The organism is Variovorax sp. LjRoot290 (genome assembly GCF_964253985.1).
Classification (GTDB): Bacteria; Pseudomonadota; Gammaproteobacteria; order Burkholderiales; family Burkholderiaceae_C; genus Variovorax.
The window spans coordinates 885,314-900,411 of the sequence record NZ_CAXURW020000002.1; the positions used below are offsets into that span (position 1 = coordinate 885,314).

General features: G+C 65.0%; 14 protein-coding genes. 8 read left to right on the top strand and 6 right to left on the bottom strand.

Annotated features, from left to right (window positions below; genetic code table 11):
• Nucleotides 1-3 precede the first annotated feature (3 nt).
• On the top strand, nt 4-1,830 hold the full coding sequence (locus tag ACSQ9A_RS33280; RefSeq protein WP_436307068.1) for an AMP-dependent synthetase/ligase: 1,827 nt from the start codon (nt 4-6) through the stop codon (nt 1,828-1,830).
• Entirely contained in the window at nt 1,823-2,617 is a 795-nt protein-coding gene (locus ACSQ9A_RS33285; RefSeq protein WP_436307069.1) for an enoyl-CoA hydratase/isomerase family protein, read from the top strand. The genes ACSQ9A_RS33280 and ACSQ9A_RS33285 overlap by 8 nt, the downstream gene beginning before the upstream one ends.
• Here ACSQ9A_RS33285 and ACSQ9A_RS33290 read toward each other — a convergent pair.
• Nucleotides 2,614-3,729: a hypothetical protein gene (locus ACSQ9A_RS33290; protein WP_436307070.1), complete on the bottom strand. Its 1,116-nt coding sequence runs from the start codon at nt 3,727-3,729 to the stop codon at nt 2,614-2,616. The two genes, ACSQ9A_RS33285 and ACSQ9A_RS33290, sit on opposite strands and share 4 nt — an antisense overlap.
• Before the next feature lie 83 nt (nt 3,730-3,812).
• Between ACSQ9A_RS33290 and ACSQ9A_RS33295 the strand changes: the two genes are divergently transcribed.
• From ACSQ9A_RS33295 to ACSQ9A_RS33310, 4 genes are all read left to right on the top strand, one after another.
• The gene (locus ACSQ9A_RS33295) at nt 3,813-4,745 is read left to right on the top strand and encodes a 3-keto-5-aminohexanoate cleavage protein (RefSeq protein WP_436307071.1); all 933 of its coding nucleotides are present in this window, start codon (nt 3,813-3,815) and stop codon (nt 4,743-4,745) included.
• Nucleotides 4,746-5,262: 517 nt separating this feature from the next.
• Nucleotides 5,263-5,865, top strand: a complete 603-nt coding sequence (locus ACSQ9A_RS33300; protein WP_436307072.1) for a helix-turn-helix domain-containing protein — start codon at nt 5,263-5,265, stop codon at nt 5,863-5,865.
• A gap of 1 nt (nt 5,866) precedes the next feature.
• Entirely contained in the window at nt 5,867-6,400 is a 534-nt protein-coding gene (locus ACSQ9A_RS33305; RefSeq protein ID WP_436307073.1) for a DUF6036 family nucleotidyltransferase, read from the top strand.
• A gap of 168 nt (nt 6,401-6,568) precedes the next feature.
• Nucleotides 6,569-6,964, top strand: a complete 396-nt coding sequence (locus tag ACSQ9A_RS33310) for an avidin/streptavidin family protein (protein WP_436307074.1) — start codon at nt 6,569-6,571, stop codon at nt 6,962-6,964.
• A gap of 4 nt (nt 6,965-6,968) precedes the next feature.
• On the opposite strand, the gene ACSQ9A_RS33315 is transcribed toward ACSQ9A_RS33310, so the two are convergent.
• Both ACSQ9A_RS33315 and ACSQ9A_RS33320 read right to left on the bottom strand, forming a co-directional pair.
• Nucleotides 6,969-7,772, bottom strand: a complete 804-nt coding sequence (locus ACSQ9A_RS33315; protein ID WP_436307075.1) for a BPL-N domain-containing protein — start codon at nt 7,770-7,772, stop codon at nt 6,969-6,971.
• Between the two features lie 246 nt (nt 7,773-8,018).
• Nucleotides 8,019-9,650, bottom strand: a complete 1,632-nt coding sequence (locus tag ACSQ9A_RS33320; RefSeq protein WP_436307076.1) for a long-chain fatty acid--CoA ligase — start codon at nt 9,648-9,650, stop codon at nt 8,019-8,021.
• A gap of 154 nt (nt 9,651-9,804) precedes the next feature.
• On the opposite strand from ACSQ9A_RS33320, the gene ACSQ9A_RS33325 reads away from it, so the two are divergent.
• Nucleotides 9,805-10,629 carry an SDR family oxidoreductase gene (locus ACSQ9A_RS33325; RefSeq protein WP_436307077.1) on the top strand — a complete coding sequence of 275 codons (825 nt, stop codon included), beginning with the start codon at nt 9,805-9,807 and terminating at the stop codon, nt 10,627-10,629.
• Nucleotides 10,629-12,143 (top strand): AMP-binding protein, encoded by a 1,515-nt coding sequence (locus ACSQ9A_RS33330; protein WP_436307078.1) that lies wholly within the window; start codon nt 10,629-10,631, stop codon nt 12,141-12,143. Before ACSQ9A_RS33325 ends, ACSQ9A_RS33330 begins: the two co-directional genes overlap by 1 nt.
• Before the next feature lie 41 nt (nt 12,144-12,184).
• On the opposite strand, the gene ACSQ9A_RS33335 is transcribed toward ACSQ9A_RS33330, so the two are convergent.
• Genes ACSQ9A_RS33335 through ACSQ9A_RS33345 form a run of 3 tightly spaced genes read right to left on the bottom strand, consistent with a single transcriptional unit; the run spans nt 12,185 to nt 15,091 of the window.
• On the bottom strand, nt 12,185-12,964 hold the full coding sequence (locus tag ACSQ9A_RS33335) for an enoyl-CoA hydratase/isomerase family protein (RefSeq protein WP_436307079.1): 780 nt from the start codon (nt 12,962-12,964) through the stop codon (nt 12,185-12,187).
• A 31-nt stretch (nt 12,965-12,995) separates the two neighbouring features.
• The gene (locus ACSQ9A_RS33340; RefSeq protein ID WP_436307751.1) at nt 12,996-13,850 is read right to left on the bottom strand and encodes an ABC transporter ATP-binding protein; all 855 of its coding nucleotides are present in this window, start codon (nt 13,848-13,850) and stop codon (nt 12,996-12,998) included.
• 5 nt (nt 13,851-13,855) lie between these two features.
• Nucleotides 13,856-15,091 (bottom strand): ABC transporter substrate-binding protein, encoded by a 1,236-nt coding sequence (locus tag ACSQ9A_RS33345; RefSeq protein WP_436307080.1) that lies wholly within the window; start codon nt 15,089-15,091, stop codon nt 13,856-13,858.
• Between the last annotated feature and the right edge of the window lie 7 nt (nt 15,092-15,098).

The window sequence follows — 15,098 nt, forward strand, 5'->3', positions numbered from 1 at the left end:
GCGATGAGCACGGTCACCGCAGGCATGGAGCAGCTCACCCTGCCCGCTCAGCTGATGCAGTGGGCGCAGCAAAAGCCCGATGCGGTCGCGCTGCGCCAGAAGGAAGGCGGCGTGTGGCAGCCGGTGAGCTGGGCGGCCTTCGCCGACACCGCCAGCCATTTCGGGCTCGGACTGCTCGCGCTCGGATTGCAGCGCGGCGAGAACGTGGCGATCCTCGGCGAGAACTGCCGCGAATGGGTGTTCGCGCAGCTCGGCGTCGCGCTGGTCGGCTGCATCGCGGCCGGCGTCTATCCCACCTCGCCGGCCCCGGAGGTCGAGTACCTGCTGGCACTCTCCGAAGCGCCGGTCATCGTCTGCGAGGACCAGGAGCAGCTCGACAAGGTTCTCTCCATCCGGCACAACCTGCCCTTCCTGCGAGCCATCGTCGTGATGGACCCGCGCGGCCTGAGGCACTACGACCGCAACGGCATCCATGATTTCGAGCACGTGCTGGCGCTGGGCCAGCGGCTCCAGAAGGAACAACCTGGGCTGATCGCCGACAGTCTTGCCAAGCTAAAGCTCGACGACATCGGCCTGATCGTCTTCACCTCCGGGTCGACCGGCCGGCCCAAGGCCGCGATGATGAGCTGGCGCGGCCTCGGCTGCGCCGCGCGCGGACTCAACACTGCGCTGCGCTGCCGGCCCGAGGACGCGCTGGTCTCCTACCTTCCGCTGTGCCACGTGGCCGAGCAGATGTTCTCGATCCATGTGCCGATGGCGACCGGCGCCGTGGTGAACTTCGCCGAGAGCCTGCGCACGGTGCAGGAAGACCTGCGCGAGCTGTCCCCGCAGGTGTTTTTCGGCGTGCCGCGCATCTGGGAGAAGTTCCACGCCTCCATCCAGTTCAAGCTTCGGGAGGCCGGCGGCCTGCGGCTCGCGCTCTACGAGCGGGCCATGCGCTCGTTGGCCGGCTTCGGGTCGGCGCCGCGTTCGACGTGGCGCTTCGGCCAGCGCGTGCTCTGGGCGTTCTGGTATGTCGTGATCCTGCGCGCGCTGCTCAACTTCGTCGGGCTGCGCCGTTGCCGCATTGCCATCTCGTCGGGCGCCCCTATCGCGCCGGACATCCTTCAGTTCTTCCGGACGCTGGGCGTGCCGATCCGCGAGGCCTACGGATTGACCGAGGCTTCGGGTGCCACGACGATGCAGACCACCGACGCATCGCCGGTCGGCACGGTCGGCGTGCCCTATCCGGGCGTCGAGGTGAAGCTCGCCGACGACGGCGAGATCCTGATCCGTGGCGACGTCGTCTTTCGCGGCTACTTCCGAAACGACGCCGCCACGCTGGAGGCCGTCGACGCCGAAGGCTGGCTGCATTCGGGCGACGTGGCCCGCTGGGTCGACGGTCCGGCGGGCCAGGAGCTGCGCATCGTCGATCGCAAGAAGGACATCATGATCACCGCCGGCGGCAAGAACATCACACCGTCGGAGATCGAGAACGCGCTGCGCTTCTCGCCCTACATCCGCGAAGCGATCGTGGTGGCGGACCGTCGGCGCTTCGTGTCGGCCCTGATCCAGATCGACTTCGAAGGCGTGGGCAAGTGGGCGGAGGAGAACGGCCTGGCCTACACCACCTTCAGGCATCTGGTCGAACAGGCGCAGGTCCAGGCCCTGATCCAGAAGGAGGTCGACGCCGTCAATGCGCGCATGCCGCAGGTGCAGCAGGTGCGCAAGTTCCATCTGCTGACCAAGGAGCTGGACCACGACGATGGCGAAGTCACCGCCACGATGAAGGTGAGGCGCAAGAGCGTTGGCGAGAAGTATGCGGACGTGATCGAGGCGATCTATGCCTGATGTTCGGCTCGAGACGCTGGCCGACGGCGTCAGCCTTCTGCGGCTCCACCGGCCCGCAAAACTCAATGCGCTCAGCGATGCGATGGTGGCCGACGCAGGCCGGCTGCTCGACTCGGTCGGCGCGGACACCCGCTGCAGGGTGCTCGTGATTAGCGGTTCGGGACGCGGCTTCTGTGCCGGCTTCGATCTGGCGTCGGCCGGCGATGCGCCGGGCAACGGGCCTGAGGAGACCGCGCTCTGGATGCGGCGCCAGGAGGCGTTCGCGGGATTGATCCAGCGCCTGCGCGCCCTGCCCCAACCGGTCATCGCCGCCGTCAACGGCGCTGCCAGCGGCGCCGGTCTGGGCATTGCCCTGGCCTGCGACATCCGGATCGCCGGCTCGTCGGCCCGGTTCAATTCGGCTTTCGTGCGCGTCGGCATGTCGAGTTGCGACATGGGTGTGAGCTGGCTGCTGCCGCGATGCATCGGCCTGTCGCGCGCGTTCGAGATGATGCTGACCGGCCGCATGGTGAAGGCCGAAGAGGCGGACCGCATCGGCTTGGTGAGCGAGGTCGCGGATGACGGGCAGCTGATGGCGCGCGTCTGCGAGATCGCATCGCTCATCGTCGCCAACAGCGCCTTCGGCGTCTGGATGACCAAGCGCGGGATGTGGGCCAACGCCGAGGCGTCGAGCCTGCAGGCCGCGATGGAGCTGGAGAACCGGACGCAGATCCTGTGCCGCAGTACCGGGGAGCTCCAGGCGGCCGCTGGCGCGATGCTGAGCAAGCACCGCGATGCTGCTACCTAGATCGGCGGATGCTTCTGCACAGCCTTGTAGAGCGCGTAGTCCTTGCCGACGCCGTATTCCATGATGCCCCAGCCGACCTCGTCGCCGTCGCGCACCTCGATCACCTGGTCGCCCAGCGTGCGTACCAACTGGCGCGTGGCGGGGTCGCTCAGATCCCACTGATCGGCTTCGGCGTAGGCCTTGCCGCGGTCATCGCCCTGGAACCAGCCGTTGAGCCCGCCGTAGAGTCCGCCCTTGAGGAAGTAGCGCGTGGGCAGGGTACGGATCGTGATCGGCCGCTCTCGACCATCTGCAAAACGCAGATGGAACACGGCGGACTCGACGCTCTGGCCGTGCGGATCGTCGAACCACCGGACCTCGTGACGCACGTCCACCAGCTGGTTGCGCGACGACACCTTGCCGCCCAGCGTGAACACCTCTTCACCGGACAAATAGATCTTCTCGCCGGGCGCGCGCTCCTTGAAGAAGACATGCAGGCCACGGTCCTTGAACTGCGCGGTGGTCCAGGCGTAGAAGAACGGCGGATAGAAGGTCAGCGGAGGATGGCTTTCGTCCGTGCGCATCTCGGCGCGCACCCCCCATGAATGGTCACGCTGCCCGAGCCACTGTGCACCGTCCAGTTCGACGCGCCGCCCGTCGAATTCGATCCAGCCTTCATAGCGCCCGAGCTGCTGCGCACGCGCCATGTTCTCGGTGATGCGTCCGTCGCGGCGGCGCAGGTGCGCCTTCTCCTCGTGCGGGTTCATCGTCCCGATGAACTCCAGCTCGAAGCGAATCCCCGACGCGTTGCTGCCCAGGGTCAGGCGATGCCTGCGCAGGCCTTCGACCACCTGGATCTCCAGCGGACCGACGCGCGTGGTCAGCGGATCGGGTCGCAGGTGGCGCGATGCACGGAAGTTCCATTGCCGCCCCGGCAGGGCGACGCCGGCGAACGCATCCATCACGTTCCGGTTGGGGTGATAGCCGAGGCCGATGTCGAAGATGAGGTCTCCCGCCGGCGAGGGGTGGCCGGTGTACCAGAGCCGCTCCATCCACGCCGGATCGCTGTTGTCGATCTGGTCGAAGGTGGTCGGGAGCTGGTGCCCGATGAGGTCATCTTGCGGTGTCAGCATGCGCTTGTCTCCGAGTTCTCCGGCATTGTCGCCATATCGTACTCTAGCGTATAGTACTTTACAGCAACACAAAGGAGCAATGCATGCACCAGCAAAAGGTCGTCATCATCAGTTGCGCTGTGACGGGCGCGATCCACACGCCTTCGATGTCGCCGCACCTGCCGGTGACGCCGGAGGAGATCGCAGAGTCTTCGATCGCGGCGGCAAAGGCGGGCGCAGCCATCATCCATTTGCACGCGCGCGACCCGGTGACCGGCAAGCCGGACCAGCGCCCCGAGGCCTTCACGCCCTTTCTGGGGCGCATCAAGAGCGAGTGCGACGCGGTGATCAACCTCACCACCGGCGGATCGCCCTACATGCCCGTGCAGGAACGCATTCGCCCCGCCGTCGAACTGCGCCCGGAGGTGGCCTCGATGAACATGGGTTCGATGAACTTCGGCCTGTTCCCGATGCTGGAGCGATTCAAGGAGTTCAAGCACGACTGGGAGCGCCCCTATCTCGAGGGCAGCAAGGACCTGATCTTCCGCAATACCTACGGCGACATCCAGACCGCGCTCTCGGAGCTTTCCGCCAGCGGCACGCGCTACGAGTTCGAGTGCTACGACACCTCGCACCTCTACAACCTCGCTCACTTCATCGATCGCGGGCTCGTCAAGCCGCCCTTCTTCGTCCAGACGGTCTTCGGCATCCTCGGCGGCATCGGTGCGCACCCGGACGACGTCATGCACATGAAGCGCACGGCGGACCGCCTGTTCGGCGACGACTACCGATGGTCGGTGCTTGGAGCGGGCCGCAATCAGATGAAGGTGGCGGCCATGGCTGCGTCCATGGGCGGGAATGTTCGCGTCGGGCTGGAGGACAGCCTGTGGATCGGGCCGGGAAAACTGGCCGAGTCGAATGCCCAACAGGTACACAAGGTGCGGGAGATTCTGGAAGGGCTTGGCCTCCAGATCGCCACACCAGGGCAGGCGCGCGAGATCCTTTCGCTCAAAGGTGCCGAGAACGTCGCATTCTGAGGCGGTTCCCGCGAGCGATAGCTACCGCTAAATGACGACTCCGCTCAGGAGGACTACTCGACCGCATAGAGCGCTGCAATGCGCTTGAGCGCCTGTTCGGCCACAGTGCCTGGCGCGCGCCCCAGGCTCAGGTGGAGATCCCACCACGGCCACCTCCCATGAGCCCAGCATGCAGCTGCGACGATGCACCCCGGTGGTCCAGCTTCAGGGGTTCACTCCAATCTTGGTCAGAGACGGTCGGAATTCAGCATCGAGCCTCTCTTTGATCGGTTCACGCAGTCGCTTCTTTGCTTGATCCTTCTGATCCTTTCGCTGCCACTTTCACGGCTGCAGCATATTCATGGCTACCGCCACTTACTATGGCGGCGCGTGCGCGCGTTGCCACACCGACATTCGCCCGTCAGAGCAACGCTTCAAGCTTGGCCTCTCGAAGTCGGGCTCTCGACCTTCGACCGCGATGGCAAGGAAACGTCCGACATTGTAGACAAAATAGGCCATTTTGGCTAAAATGCACGACATGCCTGCTCAGTCAACTCTTGAAAGTTCGCTTCAAAACCAGCTGCTGCGCCAGCTCGGTGAGCGCCTGCGCCTGATGCGAAAGGCCAAGTGCATATCGGCAGTTGAGCTCGCTCAAGCCGCAGGAATCTCGCGCTCGACGCTCCACGCAGTCGAGTCTGGGGCCGCATCCCCAACGATGGGCACCTATTTGAGAGTGCTCGCTGCCCTGGGGGCGGCTGCTGATTTGGCGTTGGTTGCAACCGCTGAGCCGGACCGCGGGCCCGCATCGCCCGCCAGCAATCACATCGCACAGGACTATCAGAGCTGGCTCATGCACCAAGAAGCGGTACGGCGCATCACCAACGACCCTTCGCTCGCGGGGCGCGCTGAAGCCACGCTCGAAAAGTGGATGGCCAAGGGCGATGCGCGGACCATGCCGCTGTGGACGAAGTGGCGCGAAATTCTTGCCGGACGTCGATGGGACCTGGCGTTGGCGACTTCAGAAGAAGCCCGTGAGCTGCGTCAAGCCTCACCGCTGTCGACGGTGCTTCCGCAGGATGTCCGCCTTGACATCATCGCCAAGGTTCGAGGCCTCAAAGAGCTGAGCAGTGCAGAAGGCTGACTTGGAGCACATCATCCGCGCGGCGGCTGATGTCACCAACGAGTACGAGATCATCATCGTCGGAAGCCAGTCCATTCTGGGCTCGATTGCGCACCCGCCTGAGGTCTGCACGATGTCGGCCGAGGCAGACGTGCTGCCGATGAACGATGAGAAGCGGCTATCGGACCTTGTCGATGGCAATCTCGGAGAGGGCTCCCTGTTCCATGAAACGTACGGCTACTACGCCCAGGGTGTCGATTCGAGCACCTCGAAGCTGCCTATCGGGTGGCGCGAGCGCCTCGTGCGCGTTCAGAATCAGAATACGAACGGCAAGGTCGGACTCTGCTTGGACCCCCTTGACCTCTTCTTGGCCAAATGCGTTGCGAACCGAGAGAAAGACCGGAATTTCAATCGTGCGCTGCTTGCGTCGGGCATCGTGAAGTTCGATGAAGCGGTCCAACGGGCTTCGTTGTTGCCGGTCAGCAAGGATGCCCAGGAAAGGGTCGTGGCGCTCATCCATCGGCTCGCAGCGGAGGCCGGTGTCAAGGCGCCCTAGGACTTCAACGGCGCAAAATCATCGTACGCCCGTCGCGGTTACGTCAGGGGCATTGCTCACCTTGGATGGAGGCGACAGATCGGGTATGACGCATGGAACTGCTTGATCGCGACCGGTAAGAAGTATCGGTGCAACGACTTCCGATCCACGCAACGCAAAGGAGACACCATGACAATCCGTATTGGACGATGGCTCGGCCGCAACGGAGGCGGACTCGAGATTCTTTCCATCGGGCCAGATGCCCACTTCACCGGCCGCTACCAGACCAAGGTGGGGAAGCCTAGCCCTGAAGCGTGGTTCGACGCGCACGGAATGACAGACGGCGCTCTCATCGGATTCACGGTGCTCTGGAAGAATCAATCGGAGCAGCATGCCTCGCTGGCAAGCTTTGCCGGTCGCTACCTGGCCCAGGGTGAGCAGGATGGCTTCGGCGACTCATCGAGAGAGCGGATCGAGGCCCAATGGCATCTTGCCCGCCTCTACGACGACGATGATCCCAGCAAGCCGCACGCGATGTGGGAGACCTTTCTCACCAACTCTGCGGTCTGGTATTGGACGCCTTGAACGGTCAGCGCAGCCTGAGCCCGGCGTGAACAAGCAGCTGCCGGAAAACCTCCAATCGCGCCTTTCCGGTCTCTGCAAGCTTGTGGCACACGTGCATGTGTGCAGCCATGTCGCAGTGTCCACACAGTGCGTCCTTGCACTCCCGCTCCGACATCTCCAAGTGGACACCCGTCAGGATCGCGCTCCCGTTGCCCACACGTGAGCTCACGATGGCGGGCGGAGCGCCCTCGATGCCCGTGTACACGGCCAGGATCTGCGCTACATCGCTCGTCGCGTCGCCGAGATCGAAGCGGCAGCCGCCGTGGTAGTGCGCGTAAAGGGTCACTGGGGCGGCAGTCAGTCGATCTGTCGTCCGAATTTCAGCCGCTGCAGCGCTCCTCGGCGTTGCGTCGTAGGAGACACCCCCGGTGAGTTGGGGCAGCGAGCCCACTGCGACGGCATCCACGAACCTCAGTTCGCGTGCGCCGCAGATCGCACCATCGGTTCCGGCATGGAACGCGAGTTCCCTGCAGGCGTAGTACGCGCCTGCGCAGATGCCGAGGTAGACGCCACCTTCCTCGACGAACCGCCGAATGCGCTGGTTGGGGGCACCGTTCAACGCTTCGCAAAAAGGAAGGTCAGCACCGCCCGGCATGACAAACAGAACGGTGTCCTCGAAGAGCGCCGTGTCATGCTTGAGGTCGTCCGCGATGACTGCTCGGATCTCGTATGCGGCGGGAGGAAGCTGCTGTGCGATCGTCCTCATCACACGTGACGTTCCGTCGAAAGTTCCGGCGTCGATATAGGTCAGGATCTTCGGTTTCGGCATGCTGGTTCTCCAGATCGTTTCGATTGCGTGCTGGCAGATCGAGTTCACCTTTGGGCTCGCGACCAGAGATCCTGGGTGCCGCACAAGATTCTGCTCTGGCGGAATGCGATTTGCGAGAGGAACAAATCCGCGGTCGACCGCGATGGCAACACGATCGACTTTCTGCTCTGGGCCAAACTCGATACCCACAGCCGGCCCCAGTGTTCGCGCTGGCGCGACCACTGGGCGTGATCCCCCGAAGCGTCGTCAGCTCGGCGACACCGACACGCGGTCGCGGTACATCTCGCGCATGCGTGTTTTCAGGAATTTGCCCGTCGCGGTCTTGGGAATTGCATCGACCCACTCAAAGTCATCCGGCAGCTGGAAGCGCGCGAGTTTTGGCCTCAGAAAATCGCGCAACGCCGCCGCATCGACCTCCGCTCCCGGGCGCTTCACGACCACCACCAGTGGACGCTCGCCCCACTTCGGATGCTGAATCGCCACCACCGCAGCTTCTGCCACGCCAGGATGGCCCATCACAAGATTTTCGAGGTCGACCGAACTGATCCATTCACCGCCCGACTTGATGAGGTCCTTCCTGCGGTCAACCAGGTGCATGTAGCCATGTGCGTCGATGGTGCCCACGTCGCCGGTGCGCAGCCAGCCGTCGGCGGTGAACTTGCCAGGGTCATTGGGCGTCGCGTGGTAGCTGCCCGTGATCCATGGCCCACGCACTTGCACCTCGCCGGCGGCCTTGCCGTCCCATGGCTGCACACCATCGACTTCATCGACGATGCGCATCTCGACCATGGGCGCAGCCACACCCTGCATCGCGCGGATGGCGTGTTGCTTCTCCTCCGACAGCAAGGCATGCTCCGGCTTCATGATCGGGAAGCTGCCCATCGGCGAGGTCTCGGTCATGCCCCAACCTTGCACGATGTGCATGTCGTATCGCCCAAAGTTGGCGATCATCGACTGCGGCACCGCCGCGCCGCCGATCAGCATGCGCATGCCCTTGACCAGGTTGCGCTGACGGGTTGGCTGCTCGAGCGCCTGGTAAATCATCATCCAGATGGTCGGCACGCCAAGGGCCATGGTGGCCTGCCCTTCTTCCATCAGGTCGAGCAGGTCTTCACCGCCAAGGTGTGGGCCGGGCAGGATCTGGTTCGCACCGACCATCATGGCCGAGAAGGGCACGGCCCATGCGTTGGCATGGAACATGGGCGTGACCATCATCACCCGGTCGCGCGCCGACAGCGAGAACAGGTCGGGAATGCAGCCGGTGATGGCGTGGAGCACCATCGAGCGGTGCGAATACACCACACCCTTGGGCCGCCCGGTGGTGCCCGAGGTGTAGCACATGCCTACGGCTTCGTTCTCGTCCTGCTCCGGGTACTGGTAGCCGGCGGCGTCGCCGGCGATGAAGTCTTCGTAGCTTTCCATGCCCTCGGCCAGCGGCGTACCGCTAAAGGGCACGACGATGGCGCGCGGCGGATCCTTCAGCAAAGGTCGGACACGCTCCCAGATCGGCAGCAACACGTCGTCGATGACGAGCACGCGATCGCCAGCGTCGTCCATGATGTAGGCGATGTCCTCGGGGGACAGCCGCAGGTTGAGCGTGTGCAGCACGGCGCCGGCTGCCGGGATGCCGAAGTAGCACTCCAGGTGCCAGGCATGGTTCCAGCTCATCGTGGCGACAGCCTCGCCCCTCGCGATCCCGGCCTTGTCCCGCAAGGCCTGTGCGAGCTGACGGGCACGCCGGTAGATCTCCGCATAGCTGCGTCGGTAGGTGGACTTGTCGGGCAAGCGGCCGAGCGCACTCTGGTCGCCGAAATAAGTGCCCGCGCGCTCGAGGATCAGATTGGTGCTGAGCTGCACCGGCATCATGGTCGATTTCATGCTGCTCTTGCCCCTTCTTGACTCGATTTCTGACTTGATTTGAGCTACTCTCAATTATCGATTCCAAAGCGCACTAACAATCATAGGGAAAACGACATGGCATAAACTTGAGCTTCACTCAAAATATCAAGCTCGATCCAAGCATGGGGTGTTGATGCGCATCGATCTTCAGTTCAAAGGACGTCATGTCATTGTCTTCGGGGGTACCACCGGGATCAACTTCGGCATTGCCGACGCCTTCGCCCGGCAGGGCGCGGACGTGAGCGTTGTGAGCCGCCGGCGCGAGAACGTCGACCATGCCGTCGCCGCACTGACCGGGCACGGGCATCGCGTGGCGGGCTTTTGCGCTGATGTGCGCGATTTCGAGGCGGTCGGACAAGCCATGGCCGAAGCGGCCGCGAAGTTCGGCGCTGTCGATGTGATGGTGTCGGGTGCCGCAGGCAATTTCTTCGCTCAGGCGCGACATATGTCGGCCAACGGGTTCAAGGCCGTCGTCGACATCGATCTGCTCGGCACGTTTCACGTCATGCGCCAGGCTTACGGGCACCTACGCAAGCCCGGCGCCTCGGTCATCAACATCACGGCGCCCCAATCGACGATCCCGATGCGCTATCAGTCCCACGCTTGTGCCGCGAAGGCCGGGGTCGATCAGCTCACCCGCGTGCTCGCGCTCGAGTGGGGCCTGGACGGCATTCGGATCAACGCCATCTCGCCGGGCCCGATCGATGGCACCGAAGGCGTCAGGCGCCTCATGGCGCAAAGCGACGAGGAACTCGCGCAGGCCACGAGCATGGTTCCGCTGAAGCGGCTCGGAACGCTGGACGACATCGCCAACTTGGCGCTGTTCCTCGCTTCACCCTACGCCAGCTACATCTCGGGCGCCGTGATCCCCTGCGACGGCGGCGGCGCGCTGGAAAGCGTCAAGCCCGTTCTCGAAGCCACGGGTCGGCTGGCCGAGGCCCAGGCAAGGAAGATGTGATGGAGCGCGCGAGCGACTACACGCTGGGCGACATACTGCGCCGCAACGCCACGGTCCATGGCGACGGCATCGCGTTTCGCGAGCAGGACGGCGCGGTCACGCACCGCGCGCATTGGCGGCGCGTCCAGCAATTGGCCGCAGGTTTGCACCGGCTCGGCGTCGCGCAAGGCGATCGCGTCGCCATCCTGTCGAAGAACCGCATCGAGTACGTGGAGTTGCTCGGCGCAGCGGCGCAACTGGGCGCCATCGTGTCCGCGATCAACTGGCGCCTGTCCGCTGCCGAAGTGCTGGCTGTGCTGGAGAACGACACGCCGAAGACGGTTCTGGCCGAGGATGAGTTCTGGCCCTTGCTCGATCTCTCCCTTGCGCGCACCGGCCCGGATCTGGAACCGATCACCATCGGAATTCGCCGCGAGGGCTTCCAATGCCTCGACGACCTGTACATCGACGACGGCCCTCTCCCATCGACGCCCCTGTCTGCCGACGCCCCGCTGCTGCTGATCCATACCGCCTGGACCGACGGCCGCCCCAAAGCGGCCACGATCTCGCACGCCAACCTGATTTCGAACGCCATCCAACTGCAAGGCGCATGGAAGCTGGGAACCGATGACGTCCATCTGTGCTGCCTGCCCCTGTTCCATTCGACGGCCATCTCGCTGGTGCTCGCCGTCCAGTTGGCCGGTGGCGGCAGCGTGCTGACGCGCCAGTACGAACCGCAGGAAGCGGCCTCGCTCGTGGAGCGCCACCGAGCCACCGTGCTCGGCGAATTCGCGCCCATGCTCGACGGCCTGCTCTCCGCGTGCGATGGCGTGCCTTCGCGGCTGCGCAGCCTCCGGCATGTGTGCGGCCTCGACTCGCCCGAGACGATTCGCCGCTTCGAAGCCGCCTGCCCTGACGCCACCTTCTGGGCCGGCTACGGGCAAACCGAGGTGTCGGGGCTGGCGACACTCGGGCGTTTCCGCGATGCGCCCGGTGCCGCCGGATTTCCGTTGGCACTGTGCGCGATTGGCATCGAAGGCGACGACGGCCGGCTTGTGCCGGACGGCGAGGCTGGCGAAATCGTCGTGCGCGGGCCGTCGGCCTGCCTGGGCTACTGGCAGCGCCCAGAGGACAACGCGCGTCTGCTGCGCGGCGGCTGGCTGCACACGGGCGACAGCGGTCGCATCGACGCGAACGGCCGCCTCTGGTATACGGGCCGGCTGGCCGCCAAGGAACTAATCAAGACGGGGGGCGAGAACGTCTACCCCTCCGAAGTCGAGGCCGTGATCCGCCAGCACGCCGGCATTGCAGAGGTCGCTGTGATCGGCGTGCCGGATGCCCAGTGGGGCGAGTCGATCAAGGCGATCTGCGTGCCGGCGCGCACACCGCCACCCGCGCAAGAAGAAGTCGCCGATTTCGTCGCCAGCCGCATCGCGCGCTACAAGCGGCCCCGCTTCGTGGTGTTCGCGGATTCGCTGCCGAAAAAGCCGGACGGATCGGCGGATCGCGAACAAATTCGGAAGCTTCACGGGTAGTGCCGCGGGGCCGCGCGCGCCGCGCCGGCCCGATGATCGGCTCAACGCCCGTTGAACCGGGGCCGCTGCTTCTTCAGGAAGGCCGCGACCGCGCCAGTGAAGTCTTCCGTCCGCGCATTGGCGACGAATTCCTCTTGCTCCAGGTCGAGTTGCGTCGGTAGGTCGTTCTCCAGCGAAGTGCGGATGAGCCGCTTCATGCGACCGATGGCCAGCGTGGGGCCGGCCGCCAGGCGCTGCGCCACCGCGTCCACGCTGGCGTCGAGCTCCGCCAGCGGCACCACCTTGTTGACAAGGCCATAGCGCCAGGCCTCGGCCGCATCGAAGCTTTCGCCGAGCAGCGCGATCGCCATCGCATTGCGCATCCCGGCGACGCGCGGCAGCGACCACGAGGCCGACCCGTCGCAGGTGGCGCCGATGTTCACGTAGGCCAGGTTGAATTTCGTGCCCTCGGCGGCGATCGCCAGGTCGCACGCCATGGCCAGGCTCAGGCTGCCGCCGGCGACCACGCCATGCAGGCGGGCAATGAAGGGCACGTCGAGCATGGCCATCAGCTTGACCGCCTCGTGCACCGGCCCGATGAGCCCCGGCACCGCCGAGGCCGCATCGTCGCCGGCGAGTTCGTTGAGGTCGCCACCGACGCCGAAGACATCGCCCTCCCCACTGAGCACGACGGCGCGGATGTCCGGGGACGCCGCGATCACCTGGCAGCACGCGAGGAAGGCGCGGGCCGTCGGCACGTCCACCGCATTAAGTTGCGCGGGGCGGTTGAAGCGCAGGCGGGCGACGGCGCCCTCGCGCTGCAGGATGACGGGTTCGCTCATGAAAGATCCCTTGAAAGAAGGCCAATGCGCATCAGCCGAGCCAACGCTTGCGGCGCCGGTAGTGTTTGGTCGCGCGATAGTTCTTGCGCTCGCCCGCGACGCTGACCCCGAGATAGAACTCCCGGATGTCCTCGTTCGCGCGCAACTGTTCGGCCGGCGCTTCGAGCACCACGCGACCGCCTTCCATGACGTAGCCATGGTCGGCCAGTCCCAAGGCGGCCTGCGCGTTCTGCTCGACGATGAGCAGCGACAGCCCCTGGGTCTTGAGCTTGGCGAGCAGCGCGAAGATCTCCTCGATCATCTTCGGCGCCAGACCCAGCGATGGCTCGTCGATCAGCATCAGCCGCGGCTTGCCCATCATCGCGCGCCCGATCAAGAGCTGCTGCTGCTCGCCGCCCGAAAGGTAGCCGGAGGTGCGGTCGCGAAGTTCGGCGAGCCGGGGAATCGTCGCGTAGACGAATTCCAGTCGCTCGCGCACGCTCGCCATGCCGGGCAGCAGATGGCCGCCGATGACCAGGTTCTGCTCGACGTTCAAGTGGCGCAGCACCTTGCGCCCCTCGACCACGTGGATCAGCCCGCGCGCCACCGTGTCCAGCGCGGCCAGGCCGGTGATCGCCTGTCCGCCGAAGCGGATGCTGCCGGCCGACACCGCGCCGTCGTCGATCGACAGGATGCCCGAGATGGCCTTGAGCGTCGTGCTCTTGCCGGCGCCGTTCGGCCCCAGCAGGACCGTGCAGCGGCCCTCCTCCACGCGCAGGTTCACGCCCTTGAGCGCGAGAATCACCTTGGCGTAGAGCACCTCGAGGTTCTCGATCGCCAGCAGTTCGCTCCGCGCAGCCTCCTGCGCCACGGTCGCCGCGGGCCGCTCCATCACCGCCGCGTCCATGTCGTTCACCAGAGGTCCATCTTCGGGACCGAATAGCCCAGCACTGCCGGCATCAGCTTGCCGTCTTTGACGACGCCGATGTTCACCTTCGGGTTCTGCACCGGGAACGGCGCGGAAATGTCGTACTTGATATCGCTCGAGTACCCGAACAGGCTGGCGCTCGTGAAGGTGGTCTCCAGCAACGTCTTGTGGATCAGCTCGCCGGTCAGCTTGTCGGACCCGTACTTCTTCGCGCCCGCCTCGACCGCTCGCACCAGCAGCAGCGCTTGCGCGATGCCACCGATCGTGATGCCGTTCCACGGTGCCTTGAGGCCGTACTTCGTCGCCAGCATGTCGTAGAAGCGCTTGACTTCGGTGTCGTCGTCCGTGGCCAGGGCGCCGCCCTGGGTCTCGTAGTCCCCTTCCATCGAGCCGATGCCGCCCATCGGCTTGGCGATGAAGCCCGGCGCGTTGTGCATCGCGAAGGCCACCGGCACCTTCTTGTTGAGCGCCTGCAGCGCACGCTTGATGGCGATCGCCTGCTGGATCGATGCCGGTGCGAGGATGACTTCGGCGCCCGAATTGGTCACGCGCCGCATCTGCAGCGTCAGGTCGGCCGGCTGCGCTTCGGCGAACACCACCTCGACCAACTCGACCACCTTCGGATTCGCCTTCGCGAACGCGGTCACGCCCTTGGCCACATCGACATAGCTCGGCGACGACTCGGAGGTGACCAATGCCACCTTGATCGGGCGCTTGCCTTCCGCCTTGGTCTTCTGGTACCAGTCGATGAAGCCTACGAACTCATGCACGAAGGTGGGCCTCAGCGACAGAATCCACTGGTTGGGCCGCCACGCGAAGCCGTTGCTGGCCGAGGCGCTGAACATCACCACCTTGTCATTGGGCAGGCGCTGCTGCAGCGCCGCGGTGTCGGGCCCCCCGAGCGCGAAGCCGACCAACGGCTTCTCGGCCAGGATGCCGGGCCACAGGCTTGCCGTCTGCGCGGTTTCGAAGCGCGTGTCGTAAGCCTTCATCTGCAGCTTGATGCCCTGCTTGGCGCCGACTTCCGCGTTCCACCAGTTGATGACCGCCTCGCGGCCGCCGCCGATGGAAGGCATGACCGTCGAGAACGGCCCTGAGAAGTCGGACAGCGAGGGCACGACGTAGGTCGTCTGCGCATGGGCCATGCGCGGTGCGATCGAGCAGGCCAGCGCGGCCGTGGCGAGCGCCGCAGCGTGTCGGATGGATGCGGTGAGTCTCATGATGTGT

Excerpts from the sequence above, each read along its gene's own strand:
- ACSQ9A_RS33295 (WP_436307071.1), top strand. The coding sequence starts at position 3,813 with ATGCACCAGCAAAAGGTCGTCATCATCAGTTGCGCTGTGACGGGCGCG.
- ACSQ9A_RS33290 (WP_436307070.1), bottom strand. The coding sequence starts at position 3,729 with ATGCTGACACCGCAAGATGACCTCATCGGGCACCAGCTCCCGACCACC.
- ACSQ9A_RS33335 (WP_436307079.1), bottom strand. The coding sequence starts at position 12,964 with ATGAGCGAACCCGTCATCCTGCAGCGCGAGGGCGCCGTCGCCCGCCTG.
- ACSQ9A_RS33330 (WP_436307078.1), top strand. The coding sequence starts at position 10,629 with ATGGAGCGCGCGAGCGACTACACGCTGGGCGACATACTGCGCCGCAAC.
- ACSQ9A_RS33345 (WP_436307080.1), bottom strand. The coding sequence starts at position 15,091 with ATGAGACTCACCGCATCCATCCGACACGCTGCGGCGCTCGCCACGGCC.
- ACSQ9A_RS33285 (WP_436307069.1), top strand. The coding sequence starts at position 1,823 with ATGCCTGATGTTCGGCTCGAGACGCTGGCCGACGGCGTCAGCCTTCTG.
- ACSQ9A_RS33340 (WP_436307751.1), bottom strand. The coding sequence starts at position 13,850 with ATGGACGCGGCGGTGATGGAGCGGCCCGCGGCGACCGTGGCGCAGGAG.
- ACSQ9A_RS33300 (WP_436307072.1), top strand. The coding sequence starts at position 5,263 with ATGCCTGCTCAGTCAACTCTTGAAAGTTCGCTTCAAAACCAGCTGCTG.
- ACSQ9A_RS33315 (WP_436307075.1), bottom strand. The coding sequence starts at position 7,772 with ATGCCGAAACCGAAGATCCTGACCTATATCGACGCCGGAACTTTCGAC.
- ACSQ9A_RS33320 (WP_436307076.1), bottom strand. The coding sequence starts at position 9,650 with ATGAAATCGACCATGATGCCGGTGCAGCTCAGCACCAATCTGATCCTC.
- ACSQ9A_RS33280 (WP_436307068.1), top strand. The coding sequence starts at position 4 with ATGAGCACGGTCACCGCAGGCATGGAGCAGCTCACCCTGCCCGCTCAG.
- ACSQ9A_RS33310 (WP_436307074.1), top strand. The coding sequence starts at position 6,569 with ATGACAATCCGTATTGGACGATGGCTCGGCCGCAACGGAGGCGGACTC.
- ACSQ9A_RS33325 (WP_436307077.1), top strand. The coding sequence starts at position 9,805 with ATGCGCATCGATCTTCAGTTCAAAGGACGTCATGTCATTGTCTTCGGG.